14 protein-coding genes and 1 tRNA gene are annotated in these 17,176 nt (G+C 67.9%); 13 read left to right on the top strand and 2 right to left on the bottom strand.

The genetic code is table 11. From position 1 onward, the window contains the following. Positions 1-30: 30 nt before the first annotated feature. From ftsH to AB3X07_RS12555, 13 genes are all read left to right on the top strand, one after another. Positions 31-1,974 carry an ATP-dependent zinc metalloprotease FtsH gene (gene ftsH / locus AB3X07_RS12615; RefSeq protein ID WP_369938948.1) on the top strand — a complete coding sequence of 648 codons (1,944 nt, stop codon included), beginning with the start codon at positions 31-33 and terminating at the stop codon, positions 1,972-1,974. Between the two features lie 670 nt (positions 1,975-2,644). Continuing rightward, complete coding sequence (gene folP, locus AB3X07_RS12610; protein ID WP_369938947.1) at positions 2,645-3,544, top strand: dihydropteroate synthase; 900 nt, start codon at positions 2,645-2,647, stop codon at positions 3,542-3,544. Then, positions 3,544-4,494, top strand: a complete 951-nt coding sequence (gene miaA, locus AB3X07_RS12605; protein WP_369938946.1) for a tRNA (adenosine(37)-N6)-dimethylallyltransferase MiaA — start codon at positions 3,544-3,546, stop codon at positions 4,492-4,494. The genes folP and miaA overlap by 1 nt, the downstream gene beginning before the upstream one ends. Positions 4,495-4,613: 119 nt before the next feature. Continuing rightward, the gene (gene hfq, locus AB3X07_RS12600) at positions 4,614-4,889 is read left to right on the top strand and encodes an RNA chaperone Hfq (protein WP_010341316.1); all 276 of its coding nucleotides are present in this window, start codon (positions 4,614-4,616) and stop codon (positions 4,887-4,889) included. Between the two features lie 26 nt (positions 4,890-4,915). Then, a complete protein-coding gene (hflX, locus tag AB3X07_RS12595; protein ID WP_369938945.1) occupies positions 4,916-6,241 on the top strand; it encodes a ribosome rescue GTPase HflX in 1,326 nt (441 codons plus the stop codon). Between the two features lie 641 nt (positions 6,242-6,882). Beyond that, positions 6,883-7,377, top strand: coding sequence for a CinA family protein (locus AB3X07_RS12590; protein WP_369938944.1), 495 nt, complete (start codon positions 6,883-6,885; stop codon positions 7,375-7,377). Between the two features lie 58 nt (positions 7,378-7,435). Further along, positions 7,436-9,112, top strand: coding sequence for an ABC1 kinase family protein (locus AB3X07_RS12585; protein ID WP_369944749.1), 1,677 nt, complete (start codon positions 7,436-7,438; stop codon positions 9,110-9,112). 248 nt (positions 9,113-9,360) lie between these two features. After that, positions 9,361-9,996 carry a transcriptional repressor LexA gene (gene lexA, locus AB3X07_RS12580; protein WP_369938943.1) on the top strand — a complete coding sequence of 212 codons (636 nt, stop codon included), beginning with the start codon at positions 9,361-9,363 and terminating at the stop codon, positions 9,994-9,996. Positions 9,997-10,193: 197 nt separating this feature from the next. After that, positions 10,194-11,237 (top strand): recombinase RecA, encoded by a 1,044-nt coding sequence (gene recA, locus AB3X07_RS12575; protein WP_369938942.1) that lies wholly within the window; start codon positions 10,194-10,196, stop codon positions 11,235-11,237. A 115-nt stretch (positions 11,238-11,352) separates the two neighbouring features. After that, the gene (recX, locus tag AB3X07_RS12570; RefSeq protein ID WP_369938941.1) at positions 11,353-11,847 is read left to right on the top strand and encodes a recombination regulator RecX; all 495 of its coding nucleotides are present in this window, start codon (positions 11,353-11,355) and stop codon (positions 11,845-11,847) included. Positions 11,848-11,953: 106 nt separating this feature from the next. Next, on the top strand, positions 11,954-14,602 hold the full coding sequence (gene alaS / locus AB3X07_RS12565; RefSeq protein WP_369938940.1) for an alanine--tRNA ligase: 2,649 nt from the start codon (positions 11,954-11,956) through the stop codon (positions 14,600-14,602). Positions 14,603-14,736: 134 nt separating this feature from the next. Continuing rightward, positions 14,737-14,952, top strand: coding sequence for a carbon storage regulator CsrA (gene csrA / locus AB3X07_RS12560; RefSeq protein ID WP_369938939.1), 216 nt, complete (start codon positions 14,737-14,739; stop codon positions 14,950-14,952). A gap of 82 nt (positions 14,953-15,034) precedes the next feature. Further along, positions 15,035-15,127, top strand: a tRNA-Ser gene (locus tag AB3X07_RS12555). A gap of 318 nt (positions 15,128-15,445) precedes the next feature. Here AB3X07_RS12555 and AB3X07_RS12550 read toward each other — a convergent pair. Both AB3X07_RS12550 and AB3X07_RS12545 read right to left on the bottom strand, forming a co-directional pair. Further along, positions 15,446-15,616: a CsbD family protein gene (locus AB3X07_RS12550; protein WP_369938938.1), complete on the bottom strand. Its 171-nt coding sequence runs from the start codon at positions 15,614-15,616 to the stop codon at positions 15,446-15,448. A 526-nt stretch (positions 15,617-16,142) separates the two neighbouring features. Then, positions 16,143-16,949: a hypothetical protein gene (locus tag AB3X07_RS12545; protein WP_369938937.1), complete on the bottom strand. Its 807-nt coding sequence runs from the start codon at positions 16,947-16,949 to the stop codon at positions 16,143-16,145. Between the last annotated feature and the right edge of the window lie 227 nt (positions 16,950-17,176).

Here is a 17,176-nt window from a genome sequence, read left to right as displayed (position 1 = left end):
AGAGTTGAAGGGACACCGGAGCCAATGAGGATGAACGACTTGACCAAGAATCTGTTGCTGTGGGTAGTCGTCGCCGTCGTGCTGATGGTGGTGTTCCAGAGCTTCTCGCCGCGCCTGGCCGGCGGCCCCGGCAACGACTCGGTGACCTATACCCAGTTCCTTAAGGAAGTGGACGCCGGGCGGGTGAAGTCGGTCGACTTCACCGACGACACCGGGCTGGCGGTGACCGCGATCCGCTTCAAGCGCGGCGACGGCAGCGAGAGCACCGTGTACGGCCCGCGCGACGACAAGCTGGTCGACGTGCTGTATAGCAAGAACGTGGAAATGACCCGGCAGAAGCCGGCCAACGGCCCGGGCTTCTGGTCGCTGGTGCTGAACTTCCTGCCGGTCATCCTGATCATCGGCTTCTGGCTGTTCATCATGCGCCAGATGCAGGGCGGCGGCGGTGGCGCCAAGGGCGCGATGTCCTTCGGCAAATCGCGCGCCAAGCTGCAGGGCGAGGACCAGATCAAGGTCACCTTCGCCGACGTCGCCGGCTGCGACGAGGCCAAGGAAGAGGTCGGCGAATTGGTCGACTTCCTGCGCGATCCGACCAAGTTCACCAAGCTCGGCGGCAAGATCCCGCGCGGCGTGCTGATGGTCGGCCCGCCCGGTACCGGCAAGACGCTGCTGGCCAAGGCCATCGCCGGCGAGGCCAAGGTGCCGTTCTTCAGCATTTCCGGTTCGGACTTCGTGGAAATGTTCGTCGGCGTCGGCGCCAGCCGCGTGCGCGACATGTTCGAGCAGGCCAAGAAGCACGCCCCGTGCATCATCTTCATCGACGAAATCGATGCGGTCGGCCGCCATCGCGGCGCCGGCCTGGGCGGCGGTCACGACGAGCGCGAGCAGACCCTGAACCAGTTGCTGGTGGAGATGGACGGCTTCGAGGGCGGCGAAGGCGTGATCGTCATCGCCGCGACCAACCGTCCGGACGTGCTCGACCCGGCGCTGCTGCGCCCGGGCCGCTTCGACCGCCAGGTGGTGGTCGGCCTGCCGGACGTGCGCGGCCGCGAGCAGATCCTCAAGGTGCACATGCGCAAGCTGCCGCTGGCCGACGACGTCGAGCCGATGCTGATCGCGCGCGGCACGCCCGGTTTCTCCGGCGCCGACCTGGCCAACCTGTGCAACGAGGCGGCGCTGTTCGCCGCGCGCGAGACGGTCAAGGAAGTGCGCATGGATCACTTCGACCGCGCCCGCGACAAGATCCTGATGGGCGCCGAGCGCCGCTCGATGGCGATGAGCGAGGAAGAGAAGACCAACACCGCCTATCACGAGGCCGGTCACGCCATCATCGGTCGCCTGGTGCCGGACCACGACCCGGTCTACAAGGTCACCATCATCCCGCGCGGCCGCGCGCTGGGCGTGACCCAGTTCCTGCCCGAGGGCGATCGCTACAGTTCCACCCGCGAAAGCCTGCACAGCCGCCTGGCGACGCTGTACGGCGGACGCGTGGCCGAGGAGCTGATCTTCGGCGCCGACAAGGTCACCACCGGTGCGTCCAACGACATCGAGCGCGCGACCAAGATGGCGCGCAACATGGTCACCAAGTGGGGTCTGTCCGACGAGCTGGGGCCGATCGCCTACGGCGAGGAGGAGGACGAGGTGTTCCTGGGACGTTCGGTCACCCAGCACAAGAGCGTCTCCGACGAGACCGCGCGCAAGATCGACGACGTGGTGCGCGAGATCCTGGACGGCGCCTACAACCGCGCCAAGACCATCCTCACCGAGAACATCGACAAGCTGCACGTGATGGCCAAGCTGCTGCTGGAGTACGAGACCATCGACGTGCCGCAGATCGACGCGATCATGGAAGGCCGCGATCCGCCGCCGCCGATGGGCTGGAACAAGTCCGGCAAGGACGGCAAGGATGGCGGCAACGACAAGGGCAGTTCGCGGCCGCTGCCGCCGATCGCCGGGCCGGCCGAGCAGCTCTGACGCGTTGATCGGTTCGTCGAAAAAGCCAGGGAGCGATCCCTGGCTTTTTTGTTGCCCGCGCGATTGGGTGGCGGCGGTCTTGTGTTTTTTGTTGGCGCGCACTGGTGGCGTTGCGCCTGTGCATCCCACAGGCGAGCGACGAGGGTGTGGCGTCGTCTGGGAGCGAGCAGCCCGGCTGCGCCCGCATGCGGCGGCCAGCGGCGTGCCATGTGCGCACTGCGACGGCGGCACAACCGACGAATCAACGGCATCGGGTGGCAGCCAACTGACATGCCCGTTGCGCTGTGCCACTTCCTGGTAGACGAACCAGGGGGATGCCGGCATGTGCGCCCAGAGCTCGTGTGACGCACCATTGCGAGACTTGTCGCTGCGGGCTGCGGATCGCCCCGGCGCCGAAGCGCAGTTCTCCGGCACGGCGGCATCCTTTTGATGCCGGCGATGGCGACACACTGCACAGGCATCGCGTTCGCCTCCGCGCGCCGCCGCGTGGTCGGGTGCCCCCGGTCTGCGCGACAATGATCCCCTCCCACTTTGGCCGTTCCGTCATGCCATCGTCCTTCCGCAGTTCGCCGTCGCCAGTGGTGAATTCCGCCAGCGCGCAACTCCCGCCCGCGTCGCGCTGCGCCCACCGTGCGCCATCGCGGCGCACCCACGATCAGGAGCGCCTGTGATGTTCGAGACCTCGCCGAGCCTGGACTGCGGCGGACGCCGCCTGCTGCTGGATCGCCCGCGGGTCATGGGCATCGTCAACGTCACGCCCGATTCCTTCTCCGACGGCGGCGCGCACGCGAGCCTGGAAGCGGCCGTCGCGCACGGCCTGCGCCTGGCCGAGGAGGGCGCCGACCTGCTCGACATCGGTGGCGAATCGACCCGCCCCGGCGCCGCGCCGGTGCCGGTCGAGGAAGAGGTGCGCCGGGTCGTCCCGGTGATCGAACGGCTGGCGGCGCAGACCACGCTGCCGCTGAGCGTGGATACCTTCAAGCCGGAGGTGATGCGCGCGGCGGTGGCCGCCGGCGCCGGCATGATCAACGACGTGCAGGCCCTTCGCCAGCCTGGCGCGCTGGACGCGGCGGCCCAGTTGCAGGTGCCGGTGGTGCTGATGCACATGCCCGCGGACGCCTACGCCGCGGGCAGCGCGCCGGGCTACGACGACGTGGTCGGCGAGGTGCACCGGTTCCTGGCCGAACGCATCTTCGCCGCCGAAATGGCCGGCATCGACAAGCGTCGCCTGCTGGTCGATCCGGGCTTCGGCTTCGGCAAGAGCACCGCCGAGAACCTGCAACTGCTGGCGCAATTGGAGCGGTTCGTCGAACTGGGCGTGCCCGTGCTGGCCGGCCTCTCGCGCAAGCGCAGCATCGGCGAACTGACCGGGCGCGAGGTGCCGGAACAGCGCGTGGCCGGGTCGGTGGCCGCGCACTTGCTGGCCGCGCAACGCGGCGCGGCGTTGCTCCGTGTGCACGACGTCGCCGCCACCGTGGATGCGCTGAAGGTCTGGCAGGCGTTGATGGCGGTCCCGCTGCCGCGCAGTGGCGCAACGGCGAACACGATCCGCTGGCCGGACGAGGACTGATGGCGGCCGACCGGCGCCCGCGCGCGATCGCGCTGATGGGGCCGACCGCGTCGGGCAAGACCGCCGCGGCGATCGCGTTGGCCGAGCGCTACGGTGGCGAGATCGTCAGCGTCGATTCGGCGCTGGTCTACCGCGGCCTGGACATCGGTGCGGCCAAGCCCGATGCGACCGAGCGCGCGCGGGTGCCGCACCACCTGCTGGACCTGCGCGATCCCTGGCAGACCTATTCGGCCGCCGAGTTCGCCACCGACGCGCGCGCCGTGCTGGAGGCGATCGTCGCCCGCGGCCGCCTGCCGATCCTGGCCGGCGGGACCGGGTTGTATTTCCAGGCCTTGCTGGAAGGCCTGGCGCCGATGCCGCCCGCCGATCCGCACCTGCGCGCACGCCTGGCGCTGCAGGCCGAGGCCGAGGGCTGGGCGGCGCTGCACGCGCAGTTGCAGCGGGTCGATCCGCAGGCCGCGCGGCGGATCCGGCCGGGCGACGCGCAGCGCATCCAGCGCGCGCTGGAGGTGTTCCAGCTCAGCGGCCTCCCGATCAGCGCCTGGCAGGCGCAGCCCGCGCCGCCGCGGCTGCCGCTGCGGGTGCTCAAGCTGGTGCTGGCGCCGGCCGAGCGCGCCGTCCTGCACGGGCGCATCGCGCTGCGCTTCGACGCGATGCTGGAACAGGGCTTCCTGGACGAGGTGCGGGCGCTGCGCGCGCTGCCGGCGCTGCGCCAGGTGGCGCGGCCGCTGGAGCTGCCGGCCGTGCGCGCAGTCGGCTATCGGCAGGCCTGGGAGCACCTGGATAGCGCCAGCGATGCGGCGACGTTCCGCGACCGCGCCATCGCCGCCACCCGCCAGTTGGCCAAGCGCCAGCTGACCTGGCTGCGCGGCGAACTGGGCGCGCGCTGGTTCGATCCGCAGCGCGACGGCGCCGGGCTGGAGGGCGCTGTGGCGGACTTTCTTGGCTGATTTGGCTACGCCCCGCGCTGTGCTTGGGCCCGCGGTTGTGTAACATCGACGGTCCGGGCCACGGCAGGGGAGCTGCAGTGCCGACCCGGGCACATAAAAACAATAATCGGGAGTGAAGCATGTCCAAGGGGCAATCCTTGCAGGATCCTTTCCTGAACGCGCTGCGTCGCGAACGGGTGCCGGTGTCGGTGTACCTGGTCAACGGCATCAAGCTGCAAGGTACCATCGAGTCCTTCGACCAGTTCGTGGTGCTGTTGCGCAATACCGTGAGCCAGATGGTCTACAAACACGCCATTTCCACCGTGGTGCCGGCACGCAACGTGCGCGTCGGGCCGGGCGGTGGTTATGTGCAGCAGAACGAGGGTGGCAGTGCGGGTGATGACGAAGTCGAGTAGTTCGGTGGCGAAGACCGGAGCCGCGGGTGTTTGATCGGTCCCGCCGCGGCGAACACGCACTGCTGATCCAGCCCTACGCGGGCGGTCCGTTGGAAGACGATGTGCTGGAGGAGTTCGCCGACCTGGCGCGCTCGGCCGGCGCCAGCATCGCCGCCACCGTGACCGCGCGCATCGACAAGCCGAGTCCGGCGACGTTCATCGGCAGCGGCAAGCTGGAGGAGGTCAAGGCCGCCGCCGATGCCAGCGGCGCGGACCTGATCCTTGTCAACCATGCGCTCAGTCCTGGCCAGGAGCGCAACCTGGAAAAGTACCTGGAGCGGCGCGTGATCGACCGCACCGGGCTGATCCTGGACATCTTCGCCCAGCGCGCGCGCAGCCACGAAGGCAAGCTGCAGGTCGAACTGGCCCAGCTGCGGCATATGGCCACGCGTTTGGTGCGCGGCTGGACCCACCTGGAACGCCAGCGCGGCGGCTCGATCGGCCTGCGCGGTCCCGGCGAAACCCAGCTGGAAACCGACCGCCGCCTGTTGCAGAAGCGCGTGGAGCAGTTGCAGAAGCGGCTGGAAAAAGTCGAGGTGCAGCACACCCAGATGCGCCGCGCGCGGGTGCGCAGCGAACTGCCGCGGATCGCCGTGGTCGGCTACACCAACGCCGGCAAGTCGACCCTGTTCAACGCGCTGACCGGCGCCGAGGCCTACGCCGCCGACCAGTTGTTCGCGACCCTGGACCCGACCGTGCGGCGCATCGCGCTGCCCGGCGGCAACGCGATGCTGGCCGATACCGTCGGCTTCGTGCGCAACCTGCCGCACGAGCTGGTGGCGGCGTTCCGCTCGACCCTGTCCGAGGCGCGCGAGGCCGATCTGCTGCTGCACGTGGTCGACGCCGCCGATCCGCTGCGCGAGGAGCGCATCGCCCAGGTCGACGAGGTGCTGCACGCGGTCGGTGCCGGCGAATTGCCGCAGTTGCTGGTGTTCAACAAGATCGACCGCATCGACGGCGCCGAGGTGCGCCACGACGCACAGGACGGCGTGCCGGACGAAGCGCGCCGCGAGCGGGTGTGGATCTCGGCGCGCGACGAACGTGGCCTGGATCTGCTGCAGGGCGTGCTCGGTCAGCGGCTGGGACTGCAGCACGTGCAGGGCAGCCTGCGCCTGCCGTCCAGCGCCGGGCGCCTGCGCTCGCAGCTGCACCAGCTGCAGGTGATCCGCAGCGAGCAGGCCGACGAAGACGGCTGGCTGCTGCAGGTGGACATCCCGATCACCGAGGCCGAGCGCCTGGCCGCCAGCGCCGACGGCGCACAGATCCGCGCGCTGCTGCCACCGCGCGAGGAAGAGGAGTGGCAGCGGCGCTAAGCGCCGCCCCCATCGCCGCCCCTGTAGGAGCGGCTTCAGCCGCGACAGCAACACGAAGCAACCCAACCGGATCGGCACGAGCAAAAACGCGCACCCAAGGGCACCTACAGCCGCTCTCGATGCGTACTTCAAGCCGTTCGCAAGTAGCGGGTAAGCGACCAAAACAACAGTTCTTGTCGCCGATGACCAGACATGGAACCGCATGACGGATCCTTGGTGCAGCCCGTTGAAGTTGAAGTTCTCGGAGCGGTCCCTCAGTTGCTCCCATCCTGACATCACGAATGGCCAGCCATCGTGTGGGAGTGACCTCACTCCCGAAGAGCGATGGCGCGGCGACCGGATCGCCACACCTCCCGACCGCCTTCAACCGCGACAACCACGCACCATCCCACGCGCTTGGCGACGAATGGCCGAGGCCGGCGGGGCCTCATGCAGCGAGGAGGCGCGCACCGACGACGTCGGGTGTTCGGATGCGGCTTGGCGAGGCTGTCATTGCGCGATGCCGTGCGCCTGCGCACGAGATGCAACCCCGCCGGCCCGCATGGCGATCGCCGAAACCGCGCATTCCGGCGTACCACCACGCAAGCGCGACAGCCGCGGCGAATTGGGCTACAAAGCGCACTGGTTTCCCGAGCAGCGCCATGAACGTCCCCACCGATCCGCAACTCCTGCAGCTCGCCACCGCGCTCAGCGACCGGCTGCGCACCGCGCGCGAGCGCCTGGTCACCGCCGAGAGTTGCAGCGGCGGCTGGATCGCCAAGGCGATGACCGACATTTCCGGCTCCTCGGATTGGTTCGACTGCGGGATGGTCGCCTACAGCTACGAGGCCAAGCAGGCGTTGCTGGGGGTGCGTCCGCAGACGCTGGAGCATCATGGCGCGGTCAGCCGCGAGACGGTGATCGAGATGGTGTCCGGCGCGCTGGTCAATTCCGGCGCCAGCATCGCGGTGGCGGTGACCGGCATCGCCGGCCCCGGCGGCGGTTCCCCCGACAAGCCGGTCGGCACCGTGTGGGTGGGTTGGAAGCGGCGCGGCGGCTATGCCAGCGCGCAGTTGTTCCACTTCGATGGCGACCGCGACGCGGTGCGTCGGCAGACCGTGGCCGCGGCGCTGCACGGACTCGGCGCGCTGCTGTGAGCGGGGGGCGCGTGGCTGCTCCCGATCGCATCGGCGGGCGGCCGTAATGGCGACCGCGATGTGGGAAGCGCTGAGCACGGTGCGCGACCTGGGGCGATTGCAGGAAATCGCCTCGGTGCTGATCCGCTACGGCTTCGGCGACGTGGTCCGCCGCATCGGCATGGCCGACGTGCTGGAGCGCGCCGGACGCCTGCTGCATTGGCACAACGCCGAGGAGATGCTGCGCATGTCGGCGCCGCAGCGGGTGCGGCGCGCATTGCAGGACCTCGGCCCGACCTTCGTCAAGCTCGGCCAGGTGCTGGCCACGCGCGTGGACCTGCTGCCGCCGGAGTGGATCGACGAACTCGGCGAACTGCAGAACGCCGCGCCCGCGCTGCCCTACGAGCAGATCCTGCCGCAGTTGATCGAGGCGCTGGGCGAGGCGCCGTCGGCGATCTTCGCCCGCGTCGAGGAAACCGCGCTGGCCGCGGCCTCGCTGGCGCAGACCCATCGCGCCTGGCTGCACGACGGCACCGCCGTGGTGATGAAGGTGCGCCGGCCGGGCATCCGCGACGTGATCGAGGCCGACCTGCGGCTGCTGGCGCGGCTGGCGGAGATCGTCGAGGCGCGCGCGGCCGACCTCAAGCGCTACCACCCGGCGGAGGTGGTGCATCAGTTCACCGTGTCGCTGCGGCGCGAACTGGACTTCGCCGGCGAATGCCGCAACGCCGAGCGCATCGCCGCCAATTTCCAGGGGCGCGACGAGATCGTCATCCCGCGCGTGCACTGGCAGTGGACCTGCGAAACGCTCAACGTGCAGGACTTCGTCGCCGGCATCGGCGGACGCGATCTGGCGGGCGTGGATGCCGCCGGCCTGGACCGGCGCCAACTGGCGCGCGTGGGTGCCGACATCGTGCTGAAGATGGTGCTCGAGGACGGCTGTTTCCACGCCGATCCGCACCCGGGCAACATCTTCTACCTGCCCGGCGAGCGCATCGCGGTGATCGACTTCGGCATGGTCGGGCGCATCTCCGAGCAGCGTCGCTACCAGGTCGTGCAACTGCTGCACGGGCTGGTCACGCAGGAGGCCGAGGCGGTCGCCGACGTGCTGCTGGAGTGGACCGACGGCGACGTCGAGATCGACGAGGCGCGGCTGCAACTGGAGATCGCCGGGTTCGTCGACCAATACCGCGGCGTGCCGCTGAAGGAACTGCGGGTCGGCGCGATGCTCGGCGACGTCACCGCGATCCTGCGCCAGCACGCGCTGGCGCTGCCGGCCGACCTGGCGCTGATGATCAAGACCTTCCTGACCCTGGAAGGGGTGGGGCGCCAGCTCGATCCGGACTTCGACATGGCCAGCGCCGCGGCGCCGTACCTGGAGCGGGTCATGCTGCAGCGCTTCGCCCCGCGGGCGATGGCCAAGCGGGGCCGACGCACCGTGCTCGGCGCGCTGGAGTTGCTCGGCGACCTGCCGCGCGATACCCGTCGGCTGCTGCAGGCGGCGCGGCGCGGGCGGCTGCAGCTCAACGTCGAGACCACGTCGCTGAAAGGGTTCGGCGATCAGGTCAACCGCGCCGCCAACCGGCTGACCATGGGCATCGTCACCGCGGCGCTGATCATCGGTTCCTCGATCGTGATGAACAGCGTCGGTGGCGTCTCCAGCCGCTGGCTGCTGGCGATCGGCGTGGGCGGCTTCATCGGCGCGGCATTGTCGGGCGTCTGGATCCTGATCTCGATCTGGCGCAGCGGGCGCTGAGCGGGGAGCGGTCGTAGGGCCGAGGATGCCCGCTGCGGTGCGGGCGTGGCCGCGATGACAGGCGAAGGAGGGCGGTCGTCGCGACGCGTTCTGGCCCAGGGCAGCCGTGGCGATACAGGCCGTGCAGCCACACTGCCTTGGCCGGCTGCGTCCATGGCTTGTGTCGCCGTTGTCGCGGCCGTAGCCGCACACCGTGCGCGTCGGGCGGAGGTTGCGCATCTCGGGTTTTAGTAGTATTACTACTAACCATGGAACTGACCGAAACCCAGCAAGCCATCCTCGACCTGATCGCCCAGCGCATCGAGCACGACGGCGCGCCGCCGTCGCAGACCGAGATCGCCCGTGCCTTCGGCTTCAAGGGCGTTCGTGCCGCCCAGTACCACCTGGAAGCCCTGGAGCAGGCCGGCGCGATCCGGCGCGTCCCGGGTCAGGCGCGCGGCATCCGGTTGGTAAGCGGCGCCGCGGCGCCGACACCGGCGGCGCAGGTCGACAGCGCCGACGTCCTGCGCCTGCCGGTGCTCGGGCGGGTCGCCGCCGGCCTGCCGATCGGCGCGGACATCGGGTCGGACGATTTCGTGGTGCTGGACCGGGTGTTCTTCTCGCCGGCGCCCGACTATCTGTTGAAGGTGCAGGGCGACTCGATGCGCGACGAAGGCATCTTCGATGGCGACCTGATCGGCGTGCACCGCACCCGCGATGCCCGCTCGGGGCAGATCGTGGTGGCGCGGATCGACGAGGAGATCACGGTCAAGCTGCTGAAGATCGGCAAGGACCGCATCCGCCTGCTGCCGCGCAACCCCGACTACGCACCGATCGAGGTCCTGCCGGACCAGGATTTCGCGATCGAAGGCCTGTATTGCGGCCTGCTGCGTCCCAACCGTTGAACGTCCCTGCCTGAGCAAGGGATGCGCTACACCGCAGGCCGGATTTTTCCGACCTGCCGCCTCGCCATTCGCCGCTGTCGTACCAAGGCTCGGACGGATTATTTTTTCTTCGCCGCACACCGTCTCAGCCTGTGCGATACCTGGCCGCTAAATTGAACCTACCTCGCAAATCACCCTCACCTTCGAAGGACACCAAAATGGACGAGAACAAGAAGCGCGCGCTCGCTGCCGCCCTGAGCCAGATCGAGAAGCAGTTCGGCAAGGGCTCGGTGATGCGGATGGGCGATCGGGTCATCGAAGCCGTGGAAGTGATTCCGACCGGCTCGCTGATGCTGGACATCGCGCTGGGCATCGGCGGCCTGCCGAAGGGTCGCGTGGTGGAGATCTACGGCCCCGAATCCTCGGGCAAGACCACGCTGACGCTGCAGGCCATCGCCCAGTGCCAGAAGAAGGGCGGCACCGCCGCGTTCATCGACGCCGAGCATGCGCTGGACCCGATCTACGCCGCCAAGCTGGGCGTCAATGTCGACGAACTGCTGCTGTCGCAGCCGGATACCGGCGAGCAGGCCCTGGAAATCGCCGACATGCTGGTGCGTTCGGGTTCGGTGGACATCGTGGTGGTCGATTCGGTCGCCGCGCTGACCCCGAAGGCCGAAATCGAAGGCGAGATGGGCGATCAGTTGCCGGGTCTGCAGGCGCGCCTGATGAGCCAGGCGCTGCGCAAGCTCACCGGCAACATCAAGCGCTCCAATACCTTGGTGGTCTTCATCAACCAGTTGCGCATGAAGATCGGCGTGATGATGCCGGGCCAGAGCCCTGAAACCACGACCGGCGGCAACGCGCTGAAGTTCTACGCCTCGGTCCGTCTGGACATCCGCCGCATCGGCGCGATCAAGAAGGGCGACGAGATCATCGGCAACCAGACAAAGATCAAGGTGGTCAAGAACAAGCTGGCGCCGCCGTTCAAGCAGGTCATCACCGAGATCCTGTACGGCGAGGGCATCAGCCGCGAAGGCGAACTGATCGACATGGGCGTGGAAGCCAAGCTGGTCGAGAAGGCGGGCGCCTGGTACAGCTACGGCAGCGAGCGCATCGGCCAGGGCAAGGACAACGCCCGCGGTTACCTGCGCGACAACCCGCAGGTGGCGGCCAAGCTGGAAGGCGAACTGCGCGAGAAGTTCCAGCCGACGGAAATCGCGCCGAGCGATGCCGAGGACGGCGACGACGACGCCGAGGCGTGATGGTCTTCTGCCGGGGGAGCGGTGGAGTCAGTGCCTCTCGTCTCCCTCGGCAGTCTTGAGCAAGCCAGGAGGGCAGGTGCCAGGGACGGCACATGGATCGTGGTGGTGAGCCTGCATGGGCGACGACGAACAGACACAAGAACCGCGCCGGCGCCGCCGGCAGCCGGAACAGACGCCACTGCAGAAGGCCCTGGGCCTGCTGGTGCGGCGCGAGCATTCGCGCAAGGAGTTGACCCGCAAATTGCGGGTGCGTGGCGTCGAGCCGGATGCCGCCGCCGCGGCGGTGGACCGGCTGACCGAAGACGGCTGGCAGGATGACGCCCGCTTCGCCGAGCTACTGGTGCGCAGCCGCGCCAATACCGGCTACGGCCCGTTGCATATCCGTGCCGAACTGGGCACGCACGGCCTGGACAGCGACGCCATTGCCACCGCGATGGCCGCATTCGAGGGCGACTGGACCGAAAACGCCCGCGATCTGGTGCAACGCCGCTTCGGCGCCGCAGGGCCGGTGGATCTGCCGCAACGGCGCAAGGCCGCCGATCTGCTGGCACGACGCGGTTTCGATGGCGACAGCATCCGCGCAGCCACGCGTTACGAGCCTGAGGACTGAGCGGGCCGGGCCTGCTAACCTTGGCGGATTGTCTTGTCCGGTTTCCGCACGCCCTCATCTAGAGGGGGTACGCCCGGAAATCCGTCCGCTCGTCTACAGCCAGCCCATGAACGCACCCGCCAAATTCTCCACCTCCCAGATCCGCAGCGACTTCCTCGAGTTCTTCAAGGGCAAGGGCCACACCGTCGTGCCGTCCGCACCCCTGGTGCCGGGCAACGATCCGACGCTGCTGTTCACCAATTCCGGCATGGTGCAGTTCAAGGACGTGTTCCTGGGCGCGGAGAAGCGCAGCTACGTGCGCGCGGCCGACGTGCAGCGCTGCCTGCGTGCCGGCGGCAAGCACAACGACCTGGATTCGGTCGGCTATACCGCACGCCATCACACTTTCTTCGAAATGCTGGGCAACTGGTCGTTCGGCGACTATTTCAAGAAAGACGCCATCGCCTGGGCCTGGGAACTGTTGACCCAGGTCTGGAAGCTGCCGGCCGAACGCCTGCTGGTCACCGTCTACCATACCGACGAGCAGGCCTATGAGCTGTGGCGCGACATGATCGGCGTGCCGCCGGAGCGGATCGTGCGCATTGGCGACAACAAGGGCGCGCCGTATGCCTCGGACAACTTCTGGCAGATGGCCGACACCGGTCCCTGCGGTCCGTGCACCGAGATCTTCTACGACCATGGCGCGCATATCGCCGGTGGCCCTCCCGGCTCGCCGGACGAGGACGGTGACCGGTTCATCGAAATCTGGAACCTGGTGTTCATGCAGTTCGACCGCCAGCCCGATGGCACCCTGGTGCCGTTGCCGGCGCCCTGCGTGGACACCGGCATGGGCCTGGAGCGCCTGGCCGCGATCCTGCAGCACGTGCATAGCAACTACGAGATCGACCTGTTCCAGACCCTGATCCGCCACGCCTCCGAACTGACCGGCATGGCCGACCTGGAGAACAAGTCGCTGCGCGTGATCGCCGATCACATCCGCGCCTGCTCGTTCCTGATCGTCGACGGCGTGCTGCCGTCCAACGAGGGGCGCGGTTACGTGTTGCGCCGGATCATCCGCCGCGCCCTGCGCCATGGCTGGATGCTTGGCGTGCGCCAGCCGTTCTTCCACAAGATGGCGGCCACCCTGTCCGACCTGATGGGCGAGGCGTACCCGGAATTGCCGGCGGCGCTGTCGACCGTGCAACGGGCGCTGCAGGCCGAGGAGGAGCGTTTCGCCGAGACCCTCGACGCCGGCATGAAGATCTTCGACGAGATCGCGGCGCGCGCCAGCGGCACGATTCCCGGTGCCGACGCCTTCCGCCTGTACGACACCTATGGCTTCCCGGTCGATCTCACCGCCGACATCGCCCGCGAGCGCGGCATGGACGTGGACATGGCCGGTTTCGAGAGCGCGATGGAGCGCCAGCGCGAGACCGCGCGCGCGGCCGGCAAGTTCGGTGGCGGCACCACGCTGCCGGCGGACCTGGTGGCGCAGCTCGCGCCCACGGTGTTCCTGGGCTACGACGCGCTGCAGGCCGACGACTTGAAGGTGGTCGCGCTGTTGAAGGATGGACGCCCGGTCGAATCGGTCGAGGCTGGCGACGCGGCGATCGTGCTGCTCGATCGCACCCCGTTCTACGCCGAATCCGGCGGCCAGGTCGGTGACTTGGGCCAACTGGGCGCGGACGGCGTGCAGTTCGAGGTCGAGGAGACGCAGAAGTTCGCCGGCCAGTTCCACGGCCATGTCGGCAAGTTGCACAGCGGTCGCCTGCAGATCGGCAGCACGCTGTCGGCGCAGGTCGACAGCGCGCGCCGCGGCGCCACCATTCTCAACCACTCCGCGACCCATCTGCTGCACGCCGCGCTGCGCGAAGTGCTCGGCACCCACGTGCAGCAGAAGGGCTCGCTGGTCGCCCCCGACCGCCTGCGTTTCGATTTCTCCCATTTCCAGCCGGTCAGCGCCGAGGAGCTGGCGGTGATCGAGCGCAAGGTCAACGCGCAGGTCCGCGCCAACCACGCGGTCGAAGTGCACCACATGGGCATGCAGGAAGCGCTGGATTTCGGCGCGATGGCGCTGTTCGGCGAGAAGTACGGCGAACGCGTGCGCGTGCTGCGGATGGGCGACTATTCCACCGAATTGTGCGGTGGCACGCATGTGTCGCGGACCGGCGATATCGGCCTGTTCAAGATCACCAGCGAAGGCGGCGTGTCCGCCGGCGTGCGCCGCATCGAGGCGGTGACCGGGCAGGGCGCGCTGGACCACGTCGCGGCGGAAGAGGCCAAGTTGCGCGAGGCCGCCGAGCTGGTTGGCGGCAGCGCTGGCGACGTGGTCGACAAGATTCGCCAGCTGGGCGACAAGCACAAGCGCCTGGAACGCGAACTGGAGGCGCTCAAGGCCAAGCTGGCGTCCGGCGCCACCGCCGATCTCGGTGCCTCGGCGGTGGATGTGAATGGGGTCAAGGTCCTGGCCGTGCGTCTGGAAGGCTTCGACGCCAAGGCGTTGCGCGAGGCGATGGACCGTCTGAAGCAGCAGTTGGGCGACAGCGTGATCGTGCTGGCCGGGGCCAGCGAGGGCAAGGCGGCCCTGGTGGCCGGCGTGAACGGTAGCCCAATGGGGCGGGTCAAGGCCGGGGAACTGTTGGCCCATATCGCCAGTCAGATCTCGGGCAAGGGCGGCGGCCGCCCGGACCTCGCCCAGGGTGGTGGCGAGGACGGGCCCGCCCTTGCCCTTGCGCTCGAGGGCGTACCCGCCTGGGTCAAGCAACATCTCCCCTGAACATGAAGCCGCCCTGCCTTGCTGGCGGGGCGCGGCTTCCCTTAACATCGATCTTCTTTTCCCCTTCGTTCTGAGGCGCCCGCTGGCGGGACGCCATACCGGTTGAATCACCGGTTCCCTGGAGAATTTATAAAATGTTGATCCTGACTCGCCGGGTAGGCGAAACCTTGATGATCGGCGATTCGGTCACCGTGACGGTGCTTGGGGTCAAAGGCAATCAAGTGCGCATCGGCATCACCGCGCCGAAGGACGTCGCCGTGCACCGCGAAGAGATCTACCAGCGCATCCAGCGTGGCGACGAGCCGACCTCGCACGGCGGCGGCGGCCATGGCGACCAATCTGCCGATTGATGCATCGAAAGGGTTTACCTGAGACACCACAAACCGTTATCCTTCGCGCCCGGTCGCGGAAATATCCGCAGCGAACGAATCCGGAGTGATGCCCGAGCGGCTGAAGGGGCTCCCCTGCTAAGGGAGTATAGGGTCAAAAGCTCTATCGAGGGTTCGAATCCCTCTCACTCCGCCAGTGTCAAGGAAACGCCCGCAAATCAAGAATTTGCGGGCGTTTTTCTTTTTGGTCCCGGCTACTTGCCTCGGCGTTCTCATGCGGGTTGAAGGGCATCCCGCCGCATGAGCAAGGCATTTGTCTTCCAGCGCAGGTTGCGTTTGCTGTCGCCTTGGTTCGCGCAGCCATCGAACGTGGCGCTGCGTGAGATGCAATCGAACGACCGAGCCATGCGCGGCTGCGCGTCTGTGACGATGCGCAGCCTTGGGGCATGCTTCGCCTTGGTCCTACTCGAAGTTCCTCGATCTCGAAGAGCGGGGAAATCCGTGAAGCCTGGGCTCAGTCGCGCGCGCGATCCCGGGCCTTGCCCACTTCGCTCTGCACCTTGCCTGCGCCCTTTTGGATCTTGCCTTCGACTTCCTTCATCTTGTTGCCGGTGACCTTGCCGGCGACTTCCTTGATGGTGCCCTTGATCTGGTTCTTGGCGCCTTCGGTGCGATTCTTGTCCATGCTCGACTCCGCGGTATGTGAGCCCTCAAGTGGGCAACGCCAAGCTGCGCGTGGGCCGGTATGGCGCAAGTGAAAATCGAACAGGCGCGCCCGTGTCATTTAGGTGCGGGACGGGTTGCGCTGTGCGTTTCGTATCGGTCCGGCAGGCCCGTGCTGCTGCGCTCAGGGCAGTTTGCGAGGGGCTTGTGCGGAACTGGCTGAAGCCGTGCGCTGTAGGCGCTTCAATTTCGTTGTCCCGACTATGGGGACGATGCCGCGGCCTAAGCGCGAGCGCAGTTGGAACCTTGCTGCGCGTTGCGTCGCGACGCCGGGTCCTGCCGGTCGAGGGCGGGTCCCTCGCGTGTCGCTGCGAGCGTGCTGTGCGCCAATGGCCGGAAACGGCCGCGTCCCCGCGCTGGCTCTATTGACGCGCGAGGACCCAGGGTGAGCGGTTTCATCACGCTCACCCGATGGCCAGGCGTCGCCTCCACGAGCACGCGCAGCGGCAGGATCGGCGGCGCGGTCCCCCCTTGTCTGTCCGCTCGAATCAGACTTGTCGCTGCGCCTGAAGTTCGCGCGCCATGCAGAAGATATCGGTGGCGGTACACAGGCTTTCGGTCGGGATCAGATGTCGGTTGTCCGGTCCTGGCGCAATGCCACTGGCCAGTAGGCGGAACTGGTGGGCCGGATCGGGTTGCTGGCTCATGGCAAACATTTCGTAGCGACGCACGAAGTGGCGTCCATCGCTCAGGCGCTGGCCACGGGCCGCCACATCGCGCAGTTGTTCCCAGGTGAACGGCGAGTCCTGTTCGATGTCGTAGAATTCCACGATCGGCGCACCGTGACTGACTTGCAGCACATAGAACGCGTGGTAGCGACCCGCGACTTGCATCGCCACCACATCGCCCGCGCGCCAAGCGGCTTGCTGTTTGGGCGTCGAGGGGCGTCGCGCCGGCATCACTGCGGGGCTATGCAACAGGGCGATGATCTCGGGGCTGCGGCGATAGAAGGCATCGCTCAGTGCCACCGCTGCATTCAAGGCCTCGACCGCGGCTACCGCTGCGGCGGTGGGCTGCGTGTCGCCGAAGCCCTGCCGATGCAGGCAGACCGCGAGGGCGAGGGCGGCCTTGTGCACGTAAAGCGGTGGCACGTCCGACGGATCGGCTTGCAGCGCACAGTTCCAGCGCAATAGCACTGCGTCGATCACGTCCGCGCCGATCTGCGCGGGTTGGAGGCTGGCGGCTTCCGGCGGAAGTCGGGCCATGAGTGCGCAGTACCGCACGTCGTGATCGATGGCTTCGACAAGCCCGTCGGCCGCCAGCAGCCTCAGAACGTCCTGGTGTTTGATCGCCATGTGGCCGTGGCCTCCCTGTGTCACATCGTCCATTTGGCACGGAGCGGTTGCCCGCTCCGCGATCGATCCGTGCGCTACTGCTTCGACGGTTCGCCATTCCCGAGCATGTGCTCGATTGTCGGGGTGCCAGGCAAGTAGCGGCGCAATCCTCCCATCTTCCTGGCTCACGAGGCCGCATGCTGCATCCCTCGTCCAGGTGGCTGGGTCGCCGAATTCTAATGGAGTGC

Origin of the sequence: Xanthomonas sp. DAR 35659, from assembly GCF_041242975.1 — a bacterium.
In the GTDB taxonomy this organism is placed as follows: domain Bacteria; phylum Pseudomonadota; class Gammaproteobacteria; order Xanthomonadales; family Xanthomonadaceae; genus Xanthomonas_A; species Xanthomonas_A medicagonis.
The sequence above is the reverse complement of the archived record's forward strand: the minus strand, read 5'-3'. Positions and strand labels throughout refer to the sequence as shown.